We start from the raw sequence: 19,137 nt of genomic DNA, 5'->3' as shown, positions 1-19,137 counted from the left end.
GCCAGGGCCAGCGGGCAGCCAAGGCAGCTGCCCGGCTCCCCGAAGCGGGCCCAGGCCGCCGGACGGCGGGGACGACCGCCCAACCTCCAGCACCAGGCCCGGACCAGCAAGCAACCACAACACCTACCCAACTCCCCGAAGCGAGCCCAGACCGACGGACGGCGGAGACGACCGCCCAACCTCCAGCACCAGGCCCGGACCAGCAAGCAACCACAACACCTACCCAACTCCCCGAAGCGAGCCCAGACCGACGGACGGCGGAGACAACCACCGAACTTCCAGCAGCGGGCCAGGGGGAGCGGGCAGCCAAGGCACCTGTCCGGCCCCCCGAGACGGGCCAAGGCCGGCGGACGCCGGAGACGACCACCGGACTTTCAGCGGCGGGCCAGGGCCAGCGGGCAGCCACAACACCTGCCCAGCCCACCGCAGCGGACCCGGACCGACGGACGCCGGAGACGACCGGCCAACCTCCAGCAGCAGGCCCGGACCAGCAAGCTGCCACAACACCTGCCCGGCCCCCCAAGTCGAGCCAAAACCAGCGGATGCCGGAGACCAACACCCGACCTCCCGCAGCAGGCCGGAGCCGGTGGGCGGCCTGGGCGGCCGTCGGACGTTCAGCGGTGGGTCGAGAACGGTGGACGGCGGGGACGACCGCCCAGCTTCCCGTGGCTGGCCGAGACAGGCGGGCGGCGGGCACGAGCGCCCAACCTCCGGCAGTGAGTCGGGACCGGCGAGCAGCCCAGGCTGCCGCCTGGCCTCCAGCGGCGGGGCGTGGCCAGTGGGCCGCCGGGGTCGCTGCCCGGCTTCCGGTGTCGCGGTCGGTGGGGCTGGGGCTGGCGCGGCCGTTCGCGCGGCCCGCCCGTACGGTCGCGATGGTCGTGGCGGTGTTGTTCGGCGTCGCCGCCGTCACCTTCGCCACCGGTCTGTCCTCGTCGTTGGGCGAGGTGATCGCGGCCAAGAACCACAACGCGGCGGACGTCACGGTCGGCGCGCAGGCCGGACAGGCGGGACAGGACGGTTCCGGCAAGGCGGTCCGCCAGGGGCGGCCGACTGCCGCCGAACCGGCCGGGATCACCGCTCCGGTCACCACCGCCATCGCGGCCCGACCCGGCACCCGGGCGTACTACGGCAGCGCCTCCCTCGACGCGGCCGTGTCGGGGATGAGCGGGTCCGTCACCGTGACGGCGTTCGACGGTGACGCCTCCTGGGGCGGTTTCAAGATGGTCGGCGGGCGGTGGTTCAGCGGGGCCGGCGAGGTCGTGGTGCCCAGCACGATCCTGACCGCCACGGACACGAAAGTCGGCGACAGCATCACAATCACCTTGCACGGCAAGGAAGTTGTGGTTCGGATCGTCGGCGAAGTGTTCGACACCGGCAACGACGGGCGCCGGGTCTTCACCGACGCCGCCACACTCAGGACCGCCGTACCCGACCTCAAGTCCACGACCGAGTACGTCGATCTGAAAGCCGGCACCGACACGGACGCGTATGTCACCGCGCTCAACGCCGAGTTGAAGCCCCTCGGGATCGGCGCGACGAGCGCCAAGTCCACGAACGGCAGTGGCACCGCGGCCGTTCTCGACTCGCTCACCGCTCTGCTCACCGTGCTGCTGGTCTGTGTCGCCGGGCTCGGTGTGCTGGGCGGGGTCGTGCTCGACACCCACGAACGCGTCCACGACCTGGGCATCCACAAGGCGCTCGGCATGACACCCCGCCAGACCGTCACGATGGTCGTCACCTCGGTCGTCCTGCCCGGACTGGCCGGCGGCGCCCTCGGCGTACCGCTGGGCCTGGCCGTGCACCGGGCGGTGATCCCCGCGATGGGCCGCGCGGCGGGGCTACGGATGCCCGACTTCGTCGTCGACGTCTACGGCGCCGGAGACCTGGTCCTGCTCGGGCTCGCCGGAGTCGCCGTCGCCGTACTCGGCTCACTGCTGCCGGCCGGCTGGGCGGCACGCATCCGCACGGCGACCGCGCTCCGAGCCGAATAGACGAACCGAATCGACGAACCGAACGGACGAGCCGAATGGACACGCAACCCTCTCGCAACCTTGCGTGTGCTGCGATGGGTCATCGCATCCGGCTTCCTCGGGACGGCAGACATGGACGACAACACCCCGCGCGTCGAACTGACCCCCGCCGCAGAGGATCTGCTGCGCCAACTGCACGCCCAGCACGGCCCGCTGATGTTCCATCAGTCGGGTGGTTGCTGCGACGGCAGTGCGCCCATGTGCTATCCGGAGGGCGAGTTCCGGACCGGCGGCTCGGACGTGCTGCTCGCCGAGCTGGCCGTCGAGGGCGTACCGGAGCCCGTGACGTTCTGGATCTCGCGCAGCCAGTACGAGGTCTGGAGCCACACGCGGCTGATCGTGGACGTCGTAGCGGGTCGCGGCAGCGGTTTCTCGCTGGAAGCACCCGAGGGGGTGCGTTTTCTCACCCGTTCCCGTGTAGTCGGCGCCTAGGAGCCCCACCGGTCACCGACTTCTGCTGCACTTCCCCTGAGTCCTGGGAGAGTTGACGAGACATCAGGGGGCACTGTGACGCACCGTCAAGAGCGTTCCAGAGCAGCACGTTCCAGAGCCGAACGTTTAAGAACGGGCAAGTCGGCACTCGCGTTTCTCACGGCATTCGGTGCGCTGGCCGGTGCGGCCCTGGTGGGGGCGGCACCGGCCGGCGCCGTGCCGGGCACCACTCGGCTCGCGCCGGGTGTCACCTACCGGCAGTTCGACATCACGGCGGCCAGGGGCGTGACCCACGCCCATGTGGTCGTGGTGGACCTGCGCAACACCCATGTGCGGGTCAACCTGCTGTACCCGGGCGCGGTGGCGGCCAGGAAGCCCGTCTCCGAGCTGGCCGACTCGGCGGGCGCCGTCGCGGGCGTCAACGGTGACTTCTTCAACATCACCGAGACCCAGCATCCGGGCGTCGCGGCCACGGGTTCCACCGACGGACCGGCGATCGCGAGCGGTGTCGCGCTCAAGGGGGCGGTGCCGGACGGCCAGCGTTTCGGTCCTGCCCTGCCGCCCGGCACGAACACGCGGAACGTGCTCGGCGTGGGCATCGACCGCGTGGCCAGGCTGGACAGCCTCACCCTGAAGGGGACGGTCGGTACCCCGGAGGGCCGGATGGCGCTCGGCGGGTTCAATCAGTACGCGCTGCCGGTGAACTCCATCGGTGCGTTCACCACACAGTGGGGCAGCGTCTCCCGGGTGCGTGCCACATGTGGCACGGACACGAACCGGGCCGCCGCGTGCAGCACGGACACATATGAAGTCGCCGTTCGGCACGCGCGGGTCGTGTCGGTCTCCAACACTCCCGGCAGCGGTGCGATCGCCGCGGGCACCACCGTCCTCGTCGGCCGTGAGGCGGGCGCGCGGCAGCTGCGGAAGCTGTCCGTCGGCGAGCGGGTGCAGGTGCTGCACCGGCTGGTGGCGTCGAGGTCCGGGGTTCCGTACCGCTTCGCCCTGGGCGGCTACCCGGTGCTGCGGGGCAGGCAGCCCCTGTCCGGTCTCGACAACACGACCTCGGCCGTACGCACCGCCGTGGGCATCGCGCAGAACGGCCACCGCCTGCTGCTGTTCGCCACGGACGGCGCCGTCGCGTACCGCAGCGGTCTGACGATCGCCGAAGTCGCCGCCGAGATGAAGAAGTTGGGCTCGGTCGACGCCTTCAGTCTGGACGGCGGCGGCTCGACGACCCTGGTCGCCCGCGCACCCGGCGCGAGCGCCGTCACGGTACGGAACCACCCCAGCGGCGGCGCCGAGCGGCCCGTACCGAACGGCGTCGGGATCTTCTCAACCCACTGACCTCATGGACGAACCGCTGCCCTCATGGATGACCTGCTGACCTCATGGATGCAGTCCGCTCACCAGATCCGCGGTGGCCGTGAGGCCACTGTGGATCGTGGGCGCCATGCTGGTACTGGCCATGAAGAACCCGAGCAGTGCGCAGACCAGCGCGTGGGAGAGCTTCAGCCCGCCGCTGCGCATGAAGATCACCGCAAGGATCAGGAGCAGCAGCACCACAGAGATGGAAATCGCCATCGTCACCCTCCTCCGCCACGCCGTCATGTCTGGTTCGCGGCGTTCGGCCGCAAGTGTGGCGTAGCGGAGGGTTCATCCGGGCTACCGACGTGTCCCCCGAACGTGTGGTGTCACCACATGGGGTGTCACCACACGTGGTGTCACGTCGTGCGGTGGGCGTCCAGGAAGGCTTCCAGGCCGGCGAGGTCGTCGGTGTTGAGGAAGTCCACCCCGGCGGCGAACAGTTCCTCCCACAGTGCTTCGCGGGCGGGGCCCGCCAGGTCCGGGGTGTTCCAGAACCGCACGGTCTGCCCGGCCGCGTGCGCCTGCCGCACGATGTCGCGCAGCTTCTGCCGCTCGGCGTCGGGGAAGACGCCGTCGCCGAGCCAGGTGAAGTTGTTCTGCCAGTTGTCGCTGATGAGCGAGATGAAGGAGGCGGGCGCCGAGGTGCCGAGGTCGGTGAGCCGACCGTCGTAGAAGGCGCGGCGCACGGTCTGCGCCTCCATCGGGATACGGGCCGCGCGGTCGCCGGAGATGACGTTGGTGACCGCGCCCTGGTGGACGCGTCCGTGGGCGTAGGTGGTGAACAGGTGCTTGTAGCGCAGGAGATGACGGTCGAGCTCGAGGTACGTCGAGGAGCCCTCGGTCTTGATGTCGATCAGGAGCTGGAGCGGCTTGTGCCAACCCCGGTACACGGAGCCGTGGTTGGCCTTCACGAGGGCGGAGAGCGGGTCCAGGTAGAGGGATTCGAGGGTGCGGCTCGGGTCGAGTTCGGACGCGTCGTGTCCGATGAGGAGTTGGTCGCCGACGAGGAAGATGTCGGCCTCGACACTGCCGAAACGGTGGTCGAGGGCGTCGAAGAGGGGCCGGGGGTGCTCGTAGTCGTTGTGGGCGTGGGCGCGCCACAACGGGCGCCGGCGGTGCCCTTGATCGGCGGCGAACGCGCTGCCGGCGGGCGGGGCGAGCACGACCGCGAGGGTGGCGCCGAACGCGGTGAGGGCTCTGCGACGGGTGATGAGGGCCATGGTGTTCCTCCCTGTGGGGCGGGTTCGAACCACAGGGAGTATGGGGCTGCACGGCCCCCAATGAACCTGTACATGCCAGGAGTTGGCCGGACCGTCCTTGCTTGTTCACTCCTTCGGCGGGGGCGCACGGAAAAGCCCGCCCCAGGTGGGACGGGCTTCACCGGATGGTCGAACGGCGGTCAGGGGGCGCGCAGATCGACCAGTTCCGCCAGCGCCTCGCGATGGGCGCCCGCCGTGCCGTAGGCGATCGAGTCGGCCTTGGCCCGCTTCAGGTAGAGGTGGGCGGGGTGCTCCCACGTCATGCCGATGCCGCCGTGCAACTGGACGGCCTCCTCGGCCGCGTGGACGGCGACGGACGCCGCGTAGGCCTGCGCGACGGCGACCGCCACGTCGACGTCCTCGCCGGTCGTGAGGGCGTCGGCCGCGTTCCGCGCGGCGGCCCGCAGGCTGACGACCTCAAGCCACAGCTGCGCGAGCCGGTGCTTGAGCGCCTGGAACCCGCCGACCGGCCGGTTGAACTGCTTGCGCTCCTTCAGATAGCGGACCGTCTCCGTCAACGTCCAGTCGGCAAGGCCCAGTTGCTCGGACGCGAGCAGCCCGGCGCCGGCCCGCAGCGCCCGCCGTACGGCAGGACCCGCGTCGCCGATCCGGCGCCCCGCGGTCCCGTCGAACACCACACGCGCCAACGGCCGGGTCAGGTCCAGGGACACCTGCGGTACGACGGTCACGGCGCCCGCCTCGACGGCGTACAGCCCGCCGTCCTCGCCCGGCACCAGCAGCACATCGGCGGCGCCCGCGTCCGCGATCCCGGTCAACTCGCCGTGCAGGGTGCCGTTTTCGAGCCGTACGGTCTTGTGGGCGGCGCCCGGAGCGACGCTCAGGGAGATGGCGAGGACACCGATCCTGCGCCCGGACGCCAGCTCGGCGAGGAGGTCGTCGGCCCCGCACTCAAGGAGTGCCTCGGTGGCGACGACCGCGCTCGTGAGGTAGGGGACGGGGGCGACCGCGCGGCCCAACTCCTCCAGTACGACGGCGACTTCGCGGTGGGTGGCGCCCTGGCCGCCCTGTGCCTCGGGCACCAGGAGACCGGCGAGGCCGATGCCCTCGGCGAGGGACTTCCACAGGGACAGGTCGTGCGGGGCGTCCGACTCGGTGCGGGCGATGACGCCCGCCGCGTCGCAGTGGTCGGTGAGCAGGTCCCGGACGACGGCGCGGAGCGCCTCTTCCTCCTCCGAGTAGAGCAGGTCGGTCATCGGGCCAGGTCCTTCCAGGCGACGTCCTTGTCGGTGCGCGGCTCGGCCGGGAGGCCCAGGACGCGTTCGGCGACGATGTTCAGCAGGACCTCGCTGGTCCCGCCCTCGATGCTGTTGCCCTTGGAGCGGAGGTAGCGGTAGCCGGCGTCGCGGCCGGTGAAGTCCACGAGTTCCGGGCGGCGCATGGTCCAGTCGTCGTACAACAGGCCTTCCTCGCCCCGGAGTTCGACCTCCAGGCCGCTGATCTCCTGGTTGAGGCGGGCGAAGGAGAGCTTCATGCCGGAGCCCTCGTGGCCGGGCTGGCCCGCGACGAGCTGCTGGCGCAGCCGCTCGCCGGAGAGCCGGGCGACCTCGGCCTCCACCCAGAGCTTGAGGAGGCGCTGGTGGAGGTCGTGGGTGCGCAACTCGGGGCGCTCGCGCCAGGTTTGGCTGATCGGGCCGATCATGCCGCCCTCGCGCGGGATGCGCATGCCGCCGATGGAGACGCGCTCGTTCATCAGGGTGGTCTGCGCGACCCGCCAGCCGTCGCCGACCTCGCCGAGGCGGTGGGCGTCGGGGATGCGGACGTCGGTGAGGAAGACCTCGTTGAACTCCGCCTCGCCGGTGATCTGGCGCAGCGGCCGGACGTCGACGCCGGGGTCGGTCATGTCGCAGACGAAGTAGGTGACGCCCGCGTGCTTGGGCACGTCCGGGTCGGTGCGCGCGATGAGGATGGCCCAGCGGGCGAGGTGGGCGCTGGACGTCCACACCTTCTGCCCGTTGACGATCCAGCCTCCCCCACTCTCGGCTTCGCTCGAGCGGGAGGGACCCCCATCCTCACGCACGGCCCGGGTGCCGAGCGCGGCCAGGTCGGACCCGGCGCCGGGCTCGCTGAACAGCTGGCACCAGACCTCCTCGCCGACCCAAAGGGGCCGTAGGAACCGCTGCTTCTGTTCCTCCGTGCCGTACTTGAGGATCGTCGGGGCGGCCATGCCGAGGCCGATGCCGATCCGGCGCGGGTCGTTGTCGGGGGCGCCCGCGGCCGCCAACTCGGCGTCCACGACGGCCTGGAGAGCGCGCGGGGCGCCGAGGCCGCCGAGGCCCTCGGGGTAGTGGATCCAGGCGAGTCCGGCGTCGAAGCGCGCCTTCAGGAAGTCGAGTCGGTCGGTCTCCAGGGGTGGGTGCGCGGCCAGCAACTCGGCCGTACGACGCCTGAGTTCGGTTGCGTCGATGGTCATGCGGCGGCTCCGTTCTCCAACGACGGCAGGATGGTGACCCGGCCGGTCGTGACACCGTCGGCGACCCGCTGCACGGCGGCCGCGGCGCCGCTCAGCTGTACGCGCTCGCTCACCAGGGGCTTGATGACACCCCGGGCGGCCAGGTCGGTGAGCTGCTCGTGGCAGTGGAGGATCAGCTTCGGGTTCTTGGTGGCGTACAGGCCCCAATGCAGGCCCAGGATCGAGTAGTTCTTCACCAGGGCGTGGTTGAGCGACGGGCTCGGGATGGTGCCGCTCGCGAAGCCCACGACCACGATCCGGCCCTCGAAGGCGACGACCTTCGTGGACTGCGTGTAGGCATCGCCGCCGACCGGGTCGTAGATCACGTCGGCACCGCGCCCGCCGGTGGCCTCCTTGACGGCCGCGACGACGTCCTCGGTACGCCGGTCGATCACGACGTCGCAGCCCAACTCCCGTGCCACGGCGGCCTTGTCGGCACCGCCGACGACACCGATGACGGTGGCTCCGGCCGCCTTGCCGAGCTGTACGGCGGCGCTGCCGACCCCGCCCGCGGCGGCGTGCACGAGCAGGGTCTCGCCGGCCTCCAGGTGGGCGCGCCGATGGAGGCCGAACCAGCCCGTCTGGTAACCGATGTGGAGCGCGGCGGTCTCCGCGTCGTCCAGCGACTCGGGCGCGGGCAGCAGTCCGGCGGCGTCCGCGACGGCGTACTCGGCGAAACCGCCGTACGGCAGCGCGGGGTTGGCGATCACGCGGCGGCCGTCCTCGGTCTCGCCGCAGATCTCCACGCCGGGGGTGAACGGGAGTGGGGGCCTGACCTGGTAGTGGCCCCGGCACATCAGCACGTCCGGGAAGTTGATGTTCGCGGCGCGTACCTTGAGCAGGACCTGGCCCGCAGCGGGTGTCGGCTGCTGCACCTCCTCCAGGCGCATCGCCTCACTCGGCTCGCCGTTCTGGTGCACTTGCCATGCCTGCATGCGGGGCCTCCACGGACTGCTCTGTCTTACCGGGCTCGATCGCATACTAAGCGGTCGCTTGCCGATCAGGGAACAGTCGCGTGTGTCACGAACCGTAGCGACGCCTCACGCCCTTCGCGGCTTCGCCCGCACATGCATCCGCTCCCCCTGCGGCCCGAACAGGCTCAGGAACTCCGCGGGCCCCTCCCCCGTCGACCCGAACCAGTGCGGCACCCGCGTGTCGAACTCGACGGCCTCCCCCGTCGCCAGTACGACATCGTGCTCAGCGAGTACGAGCCGCAGTCGTCCGGACATGACGTACAGCCACTCGTAGCCCTCGTGGGTCCGCAGATCGGGTTCCTCCTGGCGCTGCGGCACCAGCACCTTGAAGGCCTGGAGCCCGCCCGGCTGACGGGTGAGCGGCCAGTAGGTGCGACCGTGCCGCTGGATCGGCTCGGATCGCACCCGGGGATCGCTCACCGGCGGTGTCCCCACCAGTTCGTCCAACGGCACCTGGTGGGCCCGTGCGATCGGCAGCAGCAGTTCCAGGCTGGGCTTGCGCAGCCCGGACTCCAGCCGGGACAGCGTGCTCACCGAGATCCCGGTCGTCTCCGAGAGGCCGGCGAGGGTCGCGCCCCGCTCCTTCCGGATCCGCCGCAGCCGCGGGCCGACCTCCGCCAGAACCTCGTCCGTGTCGTCGCTCATGACCGATATTGCAGTTTCGGCAAACATGTTTGTCAATACGGCAGCGATGGCGCGACCTTCGGGGGTGGAGGTGGTCACCATGACCGAGACACACACCGGGCCCTACGAAGTGGTCGTCGTCGGCGGCGGCACGGCCGGTCTGTCCGCCGCGCTGGTCCTGGGCCGGTCCAGGCGCCGCACGCTCGTCGTCGACGCGGGCGAGCCGCGCAACGCGCCCGCCGCGCACATGCAGGGCTATCTGACCCGGGACGGCATGTCCCCCGCCGAGTTCCTGGCCCTGGGCCGTGAGGAGATCGCGCGCTACGGCGTCGAACTGGTCCGGGACCGGGTGGTGGACGTCACCAGTGGCTTCGCGGTCACGCTGGCCGGCGGGGAGACCGTCCACGCACGGCGGCTCGTGATCGCGACCGGTCTCAAGGACGAGCTGCCGGCCGTCCCCGGAGTCGCCGAGCGTTTCGGCCGTGACGTGATCCACTGCCCGTACTGCCATGGCTGGGAGGTCCGCGACCAGGCCTTCGGCGTGCTCGCGACGACACCGATGAGCGTGCACCAGGCGCTGATGGTCTCGCAGTGGTCCAAGGACGTGACCCTGTTCCTGCACACGGTCGCCGAGTCCGAGCTGACGGACGACGACCTGCGCAGGCTGGCCGCCGCCGGGGTCGCCGTGGTTCCCGGCGAGGTCGCGGAAGTGACCGTCGAGGACGACCGGCTCACCGGCCTCCGCCTCAAGGACGGCACCACGCACCCCCGCGAGGCCGTGTTCGTCGCACCCCGCGCGATCCCGCAGACCGGCCTCCTGGAGAAGCTGGGCGCCGAACTGCAGGAGACCCCGTTCGGCGCGTACCCGGTGGTCGACCCGACGGGCCGGACGACCGTGCCCGGGGTGTGGGCGGTCGGCAACGCGATGGGCTTCGGCGAGCAGGTCGTGAACGCGGCCTCCGCCGGGTACCGCGCGGGCGCGACGATCAACGGGGAGCTACTCATGACCGACCTCGACGCCGACATCCGGGTTTAGTCGTCCGGGTGTAGACCGCCCGCCTCCGTTGCACGATGGCTGCATGCTGCTGACCCGGCTCGCGCATGTGTCCCAGGAGGTCGCCGCCACCTCGGCGCGGTCCCGGAAGATCGCTCTGCTCGCGGAGCTCTTCCGGGACGCGGAGGCCGACGACGTGCCGATCGTCATCCCGTATCTGGCGGGCCGCCTGCCACAGGGCCGGCTCGGCATCGGCTGGAAGGCGCTGAGCCGGCCGGTCGCACCGGCCGCCGAACCCACCCTGACCGTGCGCGAGGTGGACGCCCGCCTTTCCGCGCTCGGCAAGGTGTCGGGCACGGGCTCGCAGGCCGAACGGGCGCGCCTGGTGGGGGAGTTGATGGGCGCGGCCACCGCCGACGAGCAGCGCTTCCTGTTCGGTCTGATCACGGGCGAGGTCCGGCAGGGCGCGCTGGACGCGGTCGCCGTGGAGGGCCTGGCGGAGGCGACCGGCACCCCCGCCACGGACGTACGGCGGGCGGTGATGCTGGCCGGTTCGCTCCAGACGGTGGCCGAGGCCCTGCTCGCCGAGGGCGCGGCTTCACTCGACCGCTTCCGGCTGACCGTGGGCCGCCCGGTCCTACCGATGCTCGCGCACACCGCCTCCTCGGTCGTGGAGGCTGTCGAGAAACTGGGCGCGTGCGCGGTCGAGGAGAAGCTCGACGGCATCCGCGTCCAGGTCCACCGCGACGGCCAGGTCGTACGGCTCTACACCCGCACCCTCGACGACATCACCGACCGCCTCCCCGAACTCACCGCCGCGGCCCTGGAGTTGAGAGGCGAGCGGTTCATCCTGGACGGCGAGGTGATCTCCTTCGACGAGGACGGGAGGCCCCGTTCCTTCCAGGAGACGGCGGGCCGGGTCGGCTCCCGGGTGGACGTGGCCACGGCCGCCGAGACCGTCCCCGTCTCCCCCGTGTTCTTCGACGCGCTGTCCGTCGACGGCCGCGACCTGCTGGACCTGCCCTTCGCCGAACGGCACGCGGAACTGGCCCAGTTGGTGCCGGAACCGATGCGGGTCCGCCGCACGCTCGTCTCCGGCCCCGAGGACGTCCCCGCCGCCGAGGCCTTCCTCGCCGAGACTCTGGAGCGCGGCCACGAGGGAGTCGTCGTCAAGGGCCTCGACGCCCCCTACAGCGCGGGCCGCCGGGGCGCCTCCTGGCTGAAGGTGAAGCCCGTCCACACCCTCGACCTGGTCGTGCTGGCCGCCGAGTGGGGCCACGGCCGCCGCACCGGCAAGCTCTCCAACCTCCACCTCGGCGCGCGCAACCCCGACGGCTCGTTCGCGATGCTCGGCAAGACCTTCAAGGGCATGACCGACGCCGTGCTGACCTGGCAGACCGAGCGCCTCCAGGAGCTGGCCGTGGAGAGCGAGGGCCACGTGGTGACCGTACGGCCCGAACTCGTCGTGGAGATCGCGTACGACGGACTGCAGAAGTCCACGCGGTACCCGGCCGGTGTCACGCTCCGGTTCGCGCGGGTCGTGCGCTATCGGGAGGACAAGCGGCCGGAGGAGGCTGACACGGTGGAGACGTTGCTGGCCGCGCATCCGGAGGTGAAGCCGTGAGTGGGACGGGGAAGCGGAGTGCCGGGTTGCTGTTGTTCCGGCACACCGATCGCGGTCTGGAGGTGTTGCTCGGGCATATGGGTGGGCCGTTCTTCGCGCGTCGGGACGCGGGGGCGTGGAGTGTGCCCAAGGGTGAGTACGAGCCCGACGAGACCGCTTGGGACGCGGCCCGGCGCGAGTTCGAGGAGGAGTTGGGGCTCGCGCCGCCCGAGGGTGAGGCGATCGAGCTGGGCGAGGTGCGGCAGACCAACGGGAAGGTCGTCACCGCGTGGGCGATCGAGGCCGACCTCGACCCGGCGGCCATGGTGCCCGGCACCTTTCGGATGGAGTGGCCGCCGAAGTCCGGGCAGGTCCAGGAGTTCCCCGAGCTGGACCGGGTCGAGTGGATGAATCTCGAACGGGCTCGGGCCGTCGTCGTCCAGGCGCAGGCCACGTTTCTCGACCGGCTGGCCGAGCACTCGGACTGAGCAACCCCGTACGCGTTGCGGCCGTCCCCGCCACGCGGGAAGGTCGAAGCACAGCCCGCTCCAGGAGGTCAGCCATGCCCATCGCGACGGTCAACCCGGCCAACGGAGAGACGCTCAAGACGTACGAGGCCATGGGTGACGAGGAGATCGAGCGCCGACTCCGGCTCGCGGAGGCCACGTTCCGCACCTACCGGACGTCCGCCTTCGCCGAGCGGGCCCGGCTGATGCACCGGGCCGCCGACCTGCTCGACGAGGACCAGCGGGACATCGGCCGCATCATGACCACCGAGATGGGCAAGCCGGTCAAGCAGGCCCGCGCGGAGGCCGCCAAGTGCGCGAGGTCGATGCGCTGGTACGCCGACCACGCACAGGAGTTGCTCGCCGACGAGGAGCCCGCCGCCTCCGACGTGAAGGACTCCGGTGCCTCCCGGGCCCTGGTCCGCTACCGGCCGCTCGGCCCGGTGCTCGCGGTGATGCCGTGGAACTTCCCGCTGTGGCAGGTGATCCGCTTCGCCGCGCCCGCGCTGATGGCGGGCAACGTCGGCCTGCTCAAGCACGCCTCGAACGTCCCGCAGACCGCGCTCTACCTGGAGGACCTGTTCCACCGCGCGGGCTTCCCCGAGGGCGCCTTCCAGACCCTCCTGATCGGCTCCGGCGCGGTCGCGGAGATCCTGCGCGACGAGCGGGTCAGGGCGGCCACCCTCACCGGCAGCGAACCCGCCGGGCGGGCCGTCGCGTCCGTCGCCGGGGACATGGTCAAGAAGACGGTGCTGGAGCTGGGCGGCAGCGATCCGTACGTCGTCATGTCGTCCGCCGACATCGACCGGGCCGCGAAGATCGCGGTGACCGCGCGGGTGCAGAACAACGGGCAGTCGTGCATCGCCGCCAAGCGGTTCATCGTGCACACGGACGTCTTCGACGCGTTCGCCGAACGGTTCGTGGCCGGCATGAAGGCGCTCACTGTCGGTGATCCACTGGCGGAGGAGACCGAGGTCGGACCGCTCGCGAGCGAACAGGGGCGGAACGACCTGGAAGAGCTCGTCGACGACGCCGTGCGGAGCGGGGCGACCGTGCTGTGCGGCGGGGAACGGCCCGACGGGCCGGGCTGGTTCTACCCGCCGACCGTCCTCGGCGGCATCACCCGCAAGATGCGCATCCACCGCGAGGAGACGTTCGGGCCCGTCGCCACGCTGTACCGGGTGGCCGACCTGGACGAGGCCGTCCTCGTCGCCAACGACACCCCGTTCGGGCTGAGTTCCAACGTGTGGACGCGGGACGAGGGCGAGGTCGACCGGTTCGTACGGGATCTGGAGGCCGGCGGGGTGTTCTTCAACGGGATGACCGCGTCCCATCCGGCGTTCCCGTTCGGCGGGGTGAAGCGGTCCGGGTACGGGCGGGAGTTGTCGGGGCACGGAATCCGGGAGTTCTGCAACATCACCACGGTATGGCACGGAGCGTGAGCGTTCCGCGGCTACGATCCCCTGTGTGAACCGCGAAGTGACTCTGCCTCTGATCGTCGACGACCGCGGGACCTTGCAGGTGGCTGCGGCGGATGTCAGCAAGCTTCTCCGTACCGTGGGTGGGCGGTGGCTGCACCTTGTCGAGGCCGGGGAAGACGGGCTTGATGAGGACACGGTGGCTGCGTTGACGATCGAGTTGGCGAAGCTCGCTGATCGGATTGACGTGGCTTGTATTGCGCACAGCAGTGGGGGGTCGTCGTAGTTCGCTGAGTGCGGGTGCGTCGTGGCTTGTCGCGCCCACGCGGCGGAGCCGCAAATTGACACAGCCCCGCGCCCCTAGGGGGTTGCGCCCAGGGTGTTCCAGAAGCTCGCCTCGTAAGCCTTGAGCATGGTGCTGTACGTCGTCACCGAACTCTCATTCACCTTGTCCGCCCGGATCGCCGCCGTCGCCCTGAGTTCCAGTTCAGGTGCCGGTTCCGCGAAGAAATCAAAAAAGCCGCACGCCTCCTCCGTGAAGGCGTAGTGCTCGCGCAGCGCACCCGCGATCGTCGCGCAATAGCCGCCCCATTCCGCGAAGTTGGATGTCAGGGCCGCCACCACGTCCGTCGGATCGGCGTTCAGGGCCAACCACGCGACGTAGGCCGGATAGGCCTGGCAGCCCGCCAGCGGCTCGTACGTACGCAACCGTGCCTCGTCCACCCCGCACGCCTCCGCGAAGGCGATGAGCCGCTCCCCCGCCATCGCCTCGCCCTCCGCCAGGAACGCGAAGAAGTCGGCTGCCTCAGGAGTGGCCGTTTCGCGTTGCGCCAGATGCAGGAAGGCGCGGCGGTCGGCCGGGATCACGCGGTGTTGTTCCAGGGCAAGAGTTGCGAGGGTTTCGATGGGGGCCGCGCCGGTCTCGATCCGGGCTACCAGAGGGTTAGTCGTCATCTCGTCCTTCTTCGGGCGGGGTCCGGATACTGATCCGACCTTTACACAGGGTCCCTGAATTGGAGTAGTCCACCGAGAGATCGTCGCCCTCAAGGGTGATCGTGGGTGCACCACCCTCTGAGGTGAACCACCTTCTGACCGGCGGGCGAAGGCCTTCCGGAAGGCGAAAGCAGGGACGGTTCATGGCGACTTTGTGCAAACCCTCGGTGTCGGTTCCGGAGCACGTGATCACGATGGAGGAGACGCTGGAGCTGGCGCGCTCCCGTCACGCGGACCACCCCAACCTGCCGCTGGCCCTCCGGCTGATCGAGAACACCGGTGTGCGCACCCGGCACATCGTGCAGCCCATCGAGGAGACCCTCAAGCACCCCGGGTTCGAGGACCGCAACAGGATCTACACGGCCGAGGCGAAGGCCCGTGTCCCGTCGGTCGTACAGCGCGCGCTCGACGAGGCGGAGCTGCTCACCACCGACATCGACGTGATCATCTACGTCTCGTGCACGGGCTTCATGATGCCCTCCCTCACGGCCTGGCTGATCAACGAGATGGCCTTCGAGTCCACCACCCGCCAGATCCCGATCGCCCAGCTCGGCTGCGCGGCCGGCGGTGCGGCGATCAACCGGGCGCACGACTTCTGCACGGCGTACCCGGACGCCAACGCGCTCATCGTGGCCTGCGAGTTCTGCTCGCTGTGCTACCAGCCGACCGACCTCGGCATCGGCTCGCTGCTCTCCAACGGGCTCTTCGGCGACGGCATCGCCGCGGCCGTGGTGCGCGGGCGGGGCGGCACGGGCATCCAGCTGGAGCGCAACGGGTCGTACCTGATCCCCAAGACCGAAGAGTGGATCATGTACGACGTACGGGCCACCGGGTTCCACTTCCTGCTGGACAAGCGGGTGCCGGCCACCATGGAGCCCCTCGCACCGGCGCTCCAGGACCTCGCGGGACTGCACGGCTGGGACGCGGCCGACCTGGACTTCTACATAGTCCACGCGGGCGGGCCCCGAATACTCGACGACCTGAGCAAGTTCCTGCAGGTCGACCCGCACGCGTTCCGGTTCAGCCGGGCCACCCTCACCGAGTACGGCAACATCGCCAGCGCCGTCGTGCTGGACGCGCTGCGCCGGCTCTTCGACGAGGGCGGCGCCGAGCACCGGGCGCGTGGACTGCTCGCCGGGTTCGGACCCGGTATCACCGCCGAGATGGCCCTGGGCCGCTGGCACCGCGACGACCGAGAGACGGCTTGAGTTCGGCATGACTGAAGAGACGATCACCGAGACCCTGCCCCCGGTCAGGCCCTGGCCGGCCCTGGACCTGACCGGGGTGGACTTCGACCCGGTCCTCACCAAGTTGATGCGGGAGGGTCCGGTCAACCGGATCAAGCTGCCCAACGGTGAGGGCTGGGCGTGGCTGGTCACCCGGCACGACGACGTGCGGATGGTCACCAACGATCCCCGGTTCAGCCGCGAGGCGGTGATGGACCAGCCGGTGACCCGGCTCGCCCCGCACTTCATCCCGGCCCGTGGCGCGGTCGGCTTCCTCGACCCGCCGGACCACACGCGGCTACGGCGCTCGGTCGCGCCGGCGTTCACGGCGCGCGGGGTGGAGCGGGTGCGGGAGCAATCCCGGCTGCTGCTCGACGAGTTGGTCGACGAACTGCTCCAGGACGGACCGCCGGCCGATCTCACCGAGACCGTGCTGAGTCCGTTCCCGATCGCGGTGATCTGCGAGCTGATGGGTGTGCCGGCCGCCGACCGGCACGGCATGCACACCTGGACCCAGCTCATCCTGTCCTCCTCGCACGGCGCCGAGGTCAGCGAGCAGGCCAAGCAGGAGATGGGCGCCTACTTCGGCGATCTCATCGGGCTGCGGGAGGGCAGCGACGGCGAGGACGTCGCCTCGCTGCTCGGCGCCGCCGTGGGCCGGGAGGAGATGACCCTGGAGGAGGCGGTCGGGCTCGCGGTGCTGCTGCAGATCGGCGGCGAGGCGGTCACCAACAACAGCGGGCAGATGTTCTACCTGCTGCTGACCCGCCCCGATCTCGTCGAACGGCTGCGCGCCGAGCCCGAGTCGAGGCCCCAGGCCATCGACGAGCTGCTGCGGTACATCCCGCACCGCAACGCGGTCGGGCTGTCCCGGATCACCATGGAGGACGTGGAGATCCGCGGGGTACGGATGCGGGCGGGCGACCCGGTGTACGTGTCGTACCTGGCCGCCAACCGCGACCCGGACGTCTTCCCCGACCCCGAGAAGATCGACTTCTCGCGCAGCCCGAACCCGCACGTCTCCTTCGGCTTCGGCCCGCACTTCTGTCCCGGCAACATGCTGGCGCGGATGGAGTCCGAGCTGCTGGTGGACGCGCTGCTCGACCGGTTGCCGGGGCTGCGGCTCGCGGTACCGGCCGATCAAGTGCCGTTCAAGAAGGGCGCGTTGATTCGTGGTCCCGAGGCACTGCCCGTGACGTGGTGAGGTGCCGATGACGGCGACGGAGGGGCTGCTCGTGCCGCCGGGGCACGGCCGGATCGTACAGACACCCGCGCAGCACGTGACGTTCAAGGTGACCGGCTCGCACTCGCGGACGGCGTCCACCTTCGAGGTGGTCGTACCGCCGGGGTTCGACGTCGGGGCCCATGTGCACACGCGCAGCGAGGAGTTGTTCTACGTCCTCGAGGGCGAGCTGGACGTGCTCGCCTTCGAGCCGCGGATCCGCACGCCGGACAACTGGCAGCGCTGGGAGTCCAGTTCGGGCACCCGGGTGGTACGGGCGACACCGGGCACGGTGATCGTCGTACCGCCCGGTTGTCCGCACGCGTTCGCGAACCCGACGGAGACGCCCGCGAAGATGTTCTTCCAGGCGTCTCCGCCGCCGGATCATGAGCGGTATTTCGAGGAGCTGTTGGAGATCCTCGGGGGTGGGGGGCCGCCGGATCATGCGGCTATCGAGGAGCTGCGGGCGCGGTATGACATCGAGCAGTTGACGCCGCTCAAACACCGCTGATTTCGGAGGAACTGCCCGCCTCTGCGTGGCGTCACCGTGCTCTGCGCCAGCGCAGATAGCCGACGGCGGTCAACGCGAACGCCGTCACCCCCAGGCCGAGCACGACGTACGGCTTGGCGCGGTCCGGCACCGGCAGGTGGTAGTCGAGGGCTTGCATGGCGGTCAACACCATCAGCAGCGTGCCGAGCACCGCGGCCTCCAGCACCGCGAGGCGCTCCCAACGCTGCTCCCGGCGTTCGGCCCTGCGCCGGAGCCGTTCCCCGATGACGAGGTCGGCGATCGCGCCGATCTCCCGCGCGCGTTCACGGGTCGCCTCGGCATAGGCGACATCGTCATCGAGCCGGAGCATGAACCACTCGGTGAGGGCGATGTCGTCCGGTAGTTGCTCGTCACGCATGTTGTGGCGGGCGATCTCCACCGTCCGCCGCATCTCGCGCAGTCGGGTCATGGTCCGGATCAGCCCTGCCGTCGCCGCCTGCCGTTCTGCCAACTCGACCCGAAAGGAGGGCAGTTCCTCGGAGTCGAGCATGCGCAGCATGACGTCGGCCTGGTCGTCCACCCCCTGTCTGGCCCGCCGGAAGGCGGCTCCGTCCGCGTACACCCGAAGTTCGTAGCGCACCTTCGCCGCATGCATGAGATATCTGGCGAAGGGGGTCATCCGGTCGTCGCCCGCGCTCCACACCCAGGCGTCGAGCCGGCTCTCGGCGGCGAGCGGGGCGAGGAGCGCGAAGGTGCGCAGGGCTCGGTCGTCCCGGTCGACATCCACCTCCCAGAGGGCGAAGTCGCCGACAGCGGTCGGACGTCCGTAGGTGTGCGGTCCTGGCAGGGTGCTCAGGACCTCGGGTGTCAGGTCCGGGCCGGGGCTGCCTTCCGTATGGGCGACGAAGAGCCGGCACACGCCGAGCGCCCACTCCCGTACGTCCTCGGCCCAGCGGTTCCAGAGGGCGTCGAGTTCCTGCCAGGTGCCGCCGGTCAGCGCGATGCTCAGGCACTGGATGTCGTGCTCGGTGCGCAGGACGGCCTGACGCAGCGGGTCTCCGGGGGCGGTGCGGACCTCGATCCGACCGACGCCGCGGGCCGGCGCGTCCAGCTCGGTTCCGAGGCGGTGCCAGAGCTCGTCCAGGCGGTGCCCGTGCTCGTTCGCCCGAGGTCCGGTGCCAGCGACGTACACATGCACGACCAGTCCGGGGCGGAGCATGTCAGACCTGCCCATCGGGTGGTTCCGCATCCGGTTCGACCCCGGCGTCGAGGCGGTGGATGAGCTCGTTGATCCGCTCCCGTACGGCCTCGGGGACCGGGGTCGTCGGGTCCACGGGATCGACCGGCTGCTCGGATATCCGGGTCACGACGCGCTTTCGCTGCGCGAGTTCCAGGAGCGCCAGCCCCGGCTCCAGCTCCGCCGACCGGGCCATCATCCGGACCGCGCGGTCCACCTTCCGCCACCCCTGGTCGGTCAACCGCCGGCCCAGCGCGATGCGCAGCAGTCTCAGTGCGTCCTCGTGCACGATGG

20 protein-coding genes are annotated in these 19,137 nt (G+C 70.5%); 11 read left to right on the top strand and 9 right to left on the bottom strand.

All coding sequences use genetic code 11. The annotated features are described in order from the left end of the window. Nucleotides 1-821: 821 nt before the first annotated feature. The 3 genes from JHN45_RS16590 to JHN45_RS16580 all read left to right on the top strand — a co-directional run bounded on the left by JHN45_RS16590 (nucleotide 822) and on the right by JHN45_RS16580 (nucleotide 3,806). Nucleotides 822-1,991 carry an ABC transporter permease gene (locus tag JHN45_RS16590; RefSeq protein WP_307783119.1) on the top strand — a complete coding sequence of 390 codons (1,170 nt, stop codon included), beginning with the start codon at nucleotides 822-824 and terminating at the stop codon, nucleotides 1,989-1,991. 111 nt (nucleotides 1,992-2,102) lie between these two features. Further along, the gene (locus JHN45_RS16585) at nucleotides 2,103-2,462 is read left to right on the top strand and encodes a DUF779 domain-containing protein (protein ID WP_019070898.1); all 360 of its coding nucleotides are present in this window, start codon (nucleotides 2,103-2,105) and stop codon (nucleotides 2,460-2,462) included. A 192-nt stretch (nucleotides 2,463-2,654) separates the two neighbouring features. Then, entirely contained in the window at nucleotides 2,655-3,806 is a 1,152-nt protein-coding gene (locus JHN45_RS16580; RefSeq protein WP_200714076.1) for a phosphodiester glycosidase family protein, read from the top strand. Between the two features lie 42 nt (nucleotides 3,807-3,848). Here JHN45_RS16580 and JHN45_RS16575 read toward each other — a convergent pair whose 3' ends face one another. From JHN45_RS16575 to JHN45_RS16550, 6 genes are all read right to left on the bottom strand, one after another. Next, complete coding sequence (locus tag JHN45_RS16575; RefSeq protein WP_026150825.1) at nucleotides 3,849-4,043, bottom strand: hypothetical protein; 195 nt, start codon at nucleotides 4,041-4,043, stop codon at nucleotides 3,849-3,851. A 140-nt stretch (nucleotides 4,044-4,183) separates the two neighbouring features. Then, nucleotides 4,184-5,047 (bottom strand): phosphatidylinositol-specific phospholipase C/glycerophosphodiester phosphodiesterase family protein, encoded by an 864-nt coding sequence (locus JHN45_RS16570; RefSeq protein WP_201049535.1) that lies wholly within the window; start codon nucleotides 5,045-5,047, stop codon nucleotides 4,184-4,186. A gap of 179 nt (nucleotides 5,048-5,226) precedes the next feature. After that, complete coding sequence (locus tag JHN45_RS16565; protein WP_201049534.1) at nucleotides 5,227-6,300, bottom strand: acyl-CoA dehydrogenase family protein; 1,074 nt, start codon at nucleotides 6,298-6,300, stop codon at nucleotides 5,227-5,229. Beyond that, on the bottom strand, nucleotides 6,297-7,517 hold the full coding sequence (locus JHN45_RS16560; RefSeq protein WP_201049533.1) for an acyl-CoA dehydrogenase family protein: 1,221 nt from the start codon (nucleotides 7,515-7,517) through the stop codon (nucleotides 6,297-6,299). The genes JHN45_RS16565 and JHN45_RS16560 overlap by 4 nt, the downstream gene beginning before the upstream one ends. Beyond that, nucleotides 7,514-8,491, bottom strand: a complete 978-nt coding sequence (locus tag JHN45_RS16555; protein WP_201049532.1) for an NADPH:quinone oxidoreductase family protein — start codon at nucleotides 8,489-8,491, stop codon at nucleotides 7,514-7,516. Before JHN45_RS16555 ends, JHN45_RS16560 begins: the two co-directional genes overlap by 4 nt. Nucleotides 8,492-8,596: 105 nt before the next feature. Then, nucleotides 8,597-9,175 carry a helix-turn-helix domain-containing protein gene (locus JHN45_RS16550; RefSeq protein WP_200714071.1) on the bottom strand — a complete coding sequence of 193 codons (579 nt, stop codon included), beginning with the start codon at nucleotides 9,173-9,175 and terminating at the stop codon, nucleotides 8,597-8,599. 79 nt (nucleotides 9,176-9,254) lie between these two features. Between JHN45_RS16550 and JHN45_RS16545 the strand changes: the two genes are divergently transcribed. The 5 genes from JHN45_RS16545 (at nucleotide 9,255) to JHN45_RS16525 (ending at nucleotide 13,961) form a co-directional block, all read left to right on the top strand. Further along, the gene (locus JHN45_RS16545; RefSeq protein ID WP_201049531.1) at nucleotides 9,255-10,190 is read left to right on the top strand and encodes an NAD(P)/FAD-dependent oxidoreductase; all 936 of its coding nucleotides are present in this window, start codon (nucleotides 9,255-9,257) and stop codon (nucleotides 10,188-10,190) included. 43 nt (nucleotides 10,191-10,233) lie between these two features. Beyond that, entirely contained in the window at nucleotides 10,234-11,772 is a 1,539-nt protein-coding gene (locus tag JHN45_RS16540; protein WP_201049530.1) for an ATP-dependent DNA ligase, read from the top strand. Then, nucleotides 11,769-12,239 (top strand): NUDIX domain-containing protein, encoded by a 471-nt coding sequence (locus JHN45_RS16535; protein ID WP_200714068.1) that lies wholly within the window; start codon nucleotides 11,769-11,771, stop codon nucleotides 12,237-12,239. Before JHN45_RS16540 ends, JHN45_RS16535 begins: the two co-directional genes overlap by 4 nt. 74 nt (nucleotides 12,240-12,313) lie before the next feature. Further along, entirely contained in the window at nucleotides 12,314-13,699 is a 1,386-nt protein-coding gene (locus JHN45_RS16530; protein WP_201049529.1) for an NADP-dependent succinic semialdehyde dehydrogenase, read from the top strand. 25 nt (nucleotides 13,700-13,724) lie between these two features. Continuing rightward, on the top strand, nucleotides 13,725-13,961 hold the full coding sequence (locus JHN45_RS16525) for a DUF6213 family protein (RefSeq protein ID WP_043668562.1): 237 nt from the start codon (nucleotides 13,725-13,727) through the stop codon (nucleotides 13,959-13,961). 74 nt (nucleotides 13,962-14,035) lie between these two features. Here JHN45_RS16525 and JHN45_RS16520 read toward each other — a convergent pair whose 3' ends face one another. Next, entirely contained in the window at nucleotides 14,036-14,629 is a 594-nt protein-coding gene (locus JHN45_RS16520) for a transcriptional regulator (protein WP_201049528.1), read from the bottom strand. Nucleotides 14,630-14,811: 182 nt separating this feature from the next. Here JHN45_RS16520 and JHN45_RS16515 point away from each other — a divergent pair, with 182 nt between their 5' ends. The 3 genes from JHN45_RS16515 to JHN45_RS16505 are packed head-to-tail and all read left to right on the top strand — an operon-like array spanning nucleotide 14,812 to nucleotide 17,627. Next, nucleotides 14,812-15,876, top strand: coding sequence for a type III polyketide synthase (locus JHN45_RS16515; protein ID WP_200714065.1), 1,065 nt, complete (start codon nucleotides 14,812-14,814; stop codon nucleotides 15,874-15,876). Between the two features lie 7 nt (nucleotides 15,877-15,883). Beyond that, the gene (locus tag JHN45_RS16510) at nucleotides 15,884-17,098 is read left to right on the top strand and encodes a cytochrome P450 (protein ID WP_200714064.1); all 1,215 of its coding nucleotides are present in this window, start codon (nucleotides 15,884-15,886) and stop codon (nucleotides 17,096-17,098) included. Between the two features lie 7 nt (nucleotides 17,099-17,105). After that, nucleotides 17,106-17,627, top strand: coding sequence for a cupin domain-containing protein (locus tag JHN45_RS16505; protein ID WP_019070914.1), 522 nt, complete (start codon nucleotides 17,106-17,108; stop codon nucleotides 17,625-17,627). Between the two features lie 31 nt (nucleotides 17,628-17,658). Here JHN45_RS16505 and JHN45_RS16500 read toward each other — a convergent pair whose 3' ends face one another. Beyond that, nucleotides 17,659-18,840: a CATRA conflict system CASPASE/TPR repeat-associated protein gene (locus tag JHN45_RS16500; protein WP_201049527.1), complete on the bottom strand. Its 1,182-nt coding sequence runs from the start codon at nucleotides 18,838-18,840 to the stop codon at nucleotides 17,659-17,661. Further along, entirely contained in the window at nucleotides 18,827-19,132 is a 306-nt protein-coding gene (locus JHN45_RS16495) for a CATRA system-associated protein (RefSeq protein ID WP_201049526.1), read from the bottom strand. The genes JHN45_RS16500 and JHN45_RS16495 overlap by 14 nt, the downstream gene beginning before the upstream one ends. Nucleotides 19,133-19,137 lie beyond the last annotated feature (5 nt).

This window comes from Streptomyces sp. MBT53 (assembly GCF_016654115.1).
Lineage (GTDB): Bacteria > Actinomycetota > Actinomycetes > Streptomycetales > Streptomycetaceae > Streptomyces.
Note: the sequence above shows the minus strand (reverse complement) of the source record. Positions and strands in the feature narration are given on the sequence as shown.

Coding starts and splice junctions, on each gene's coding strand:
- JHN45_RS16585 (WP_019070898.1), top strand. CDS start 2,103: ATGGACGACAACACCCCGCGCGTCGAACTGACCCCCGCCGCAGAGGAT.
- JHN45_RS16575 (WP_026150825.1), bottom strand. CDS start 4,043: ATGGCGATTTCCATCTCTGTGGTGCTGCTGCTCCTGATCCTTGCGGTG.
- JHN45_RS16570 (WP_201049535.1), bottom strand. CDS start 5,047: ATGGCCCTCATCACCCGTCGCAGAGCCCTCACCGCGTTCGGCGCCACC.
- JHN45_RS16565 (WP_201049534.1), bottom strand. CDS start 6,300: ATGACCGACCTGCTCTACTCGGAGGAGGAAGAGGCGCTCCGCGCCGTC.
- JHN45_RS16560 (WP_201049533.1), bottom strand. CDS start 7,517: ATGACCATCGACGCAACCGAACTCAGGCGTCGTACGGCCGAGTTGCTG.
- JHN45_RS16555 (WP_201049532.1), bottom strand. CDS start 8,491: ATGCAGGCATGGCAAGTGCACCAGAACGGCGAGCCGAGTGAGGCGATG.
- JHN45_RS16550 (WP_200714071.1), bottom strand. CDS start 9,175: ATGAGCGACGACACGGACGAGGTTCTGGCGGAGGTCGGCCCGCGGCTG.
- JHN45_RS16545 (WP_201049531.1), top strand. CDS start 9,255: ATGACCGAGACACACACCGGGCCCTACGAAGTGGTCGTCGTCGGCGGC.
- JHN45_RS16540 (WP_201049530.1), top strand. CDS start 10,234: ATGCTGCTGACCCGGCTCGCGCATGTGTCCCAGGAGGTCGCCGCCACC.
- JHN45_RS16530 (WP_201049529.1), top strand. CDS start 12,314: ATGCCCATCGCGACGGTCAACCCGGCCAACGGAGAGACGCTCAAGACG.
- JHN45_RS16520 (WP_201049528.1), bottom strand. CDS start 14,629: ATGACGACTAACCCTCTGGTAGCCCGGATCGAGACCGGCGCGGCCCCC.
- JHN45_RS16515 (WP_200714065.1), top strand. CDS start 14,812: ATGGCGACTTTGTGCAAACCCTCGGTGTCGGTTCCGGAGCACGTGATC.
- JHN45_RS16510 (WP_200714064.1), top strand. CDS start 15,884: ATGACTGAAGAGACGATCACCGAGACCCTGCCCCCGGTCAGGCCCTGG.
- JHN45_RS16505 (WP_019070914.1), top strand. CDS start 17,106: ATGACGGCGACGGAGGGGCTGCTCGTGCCGCCGGGGCACGGCCGGATC.
- JHN45_RS16500 (WP_201049527.1), bottom strand. CDS start 18,840: ATGGGCAGGTCTGACATGCTCCGCCCCGGACTGGTCGTGCATGTGTAC.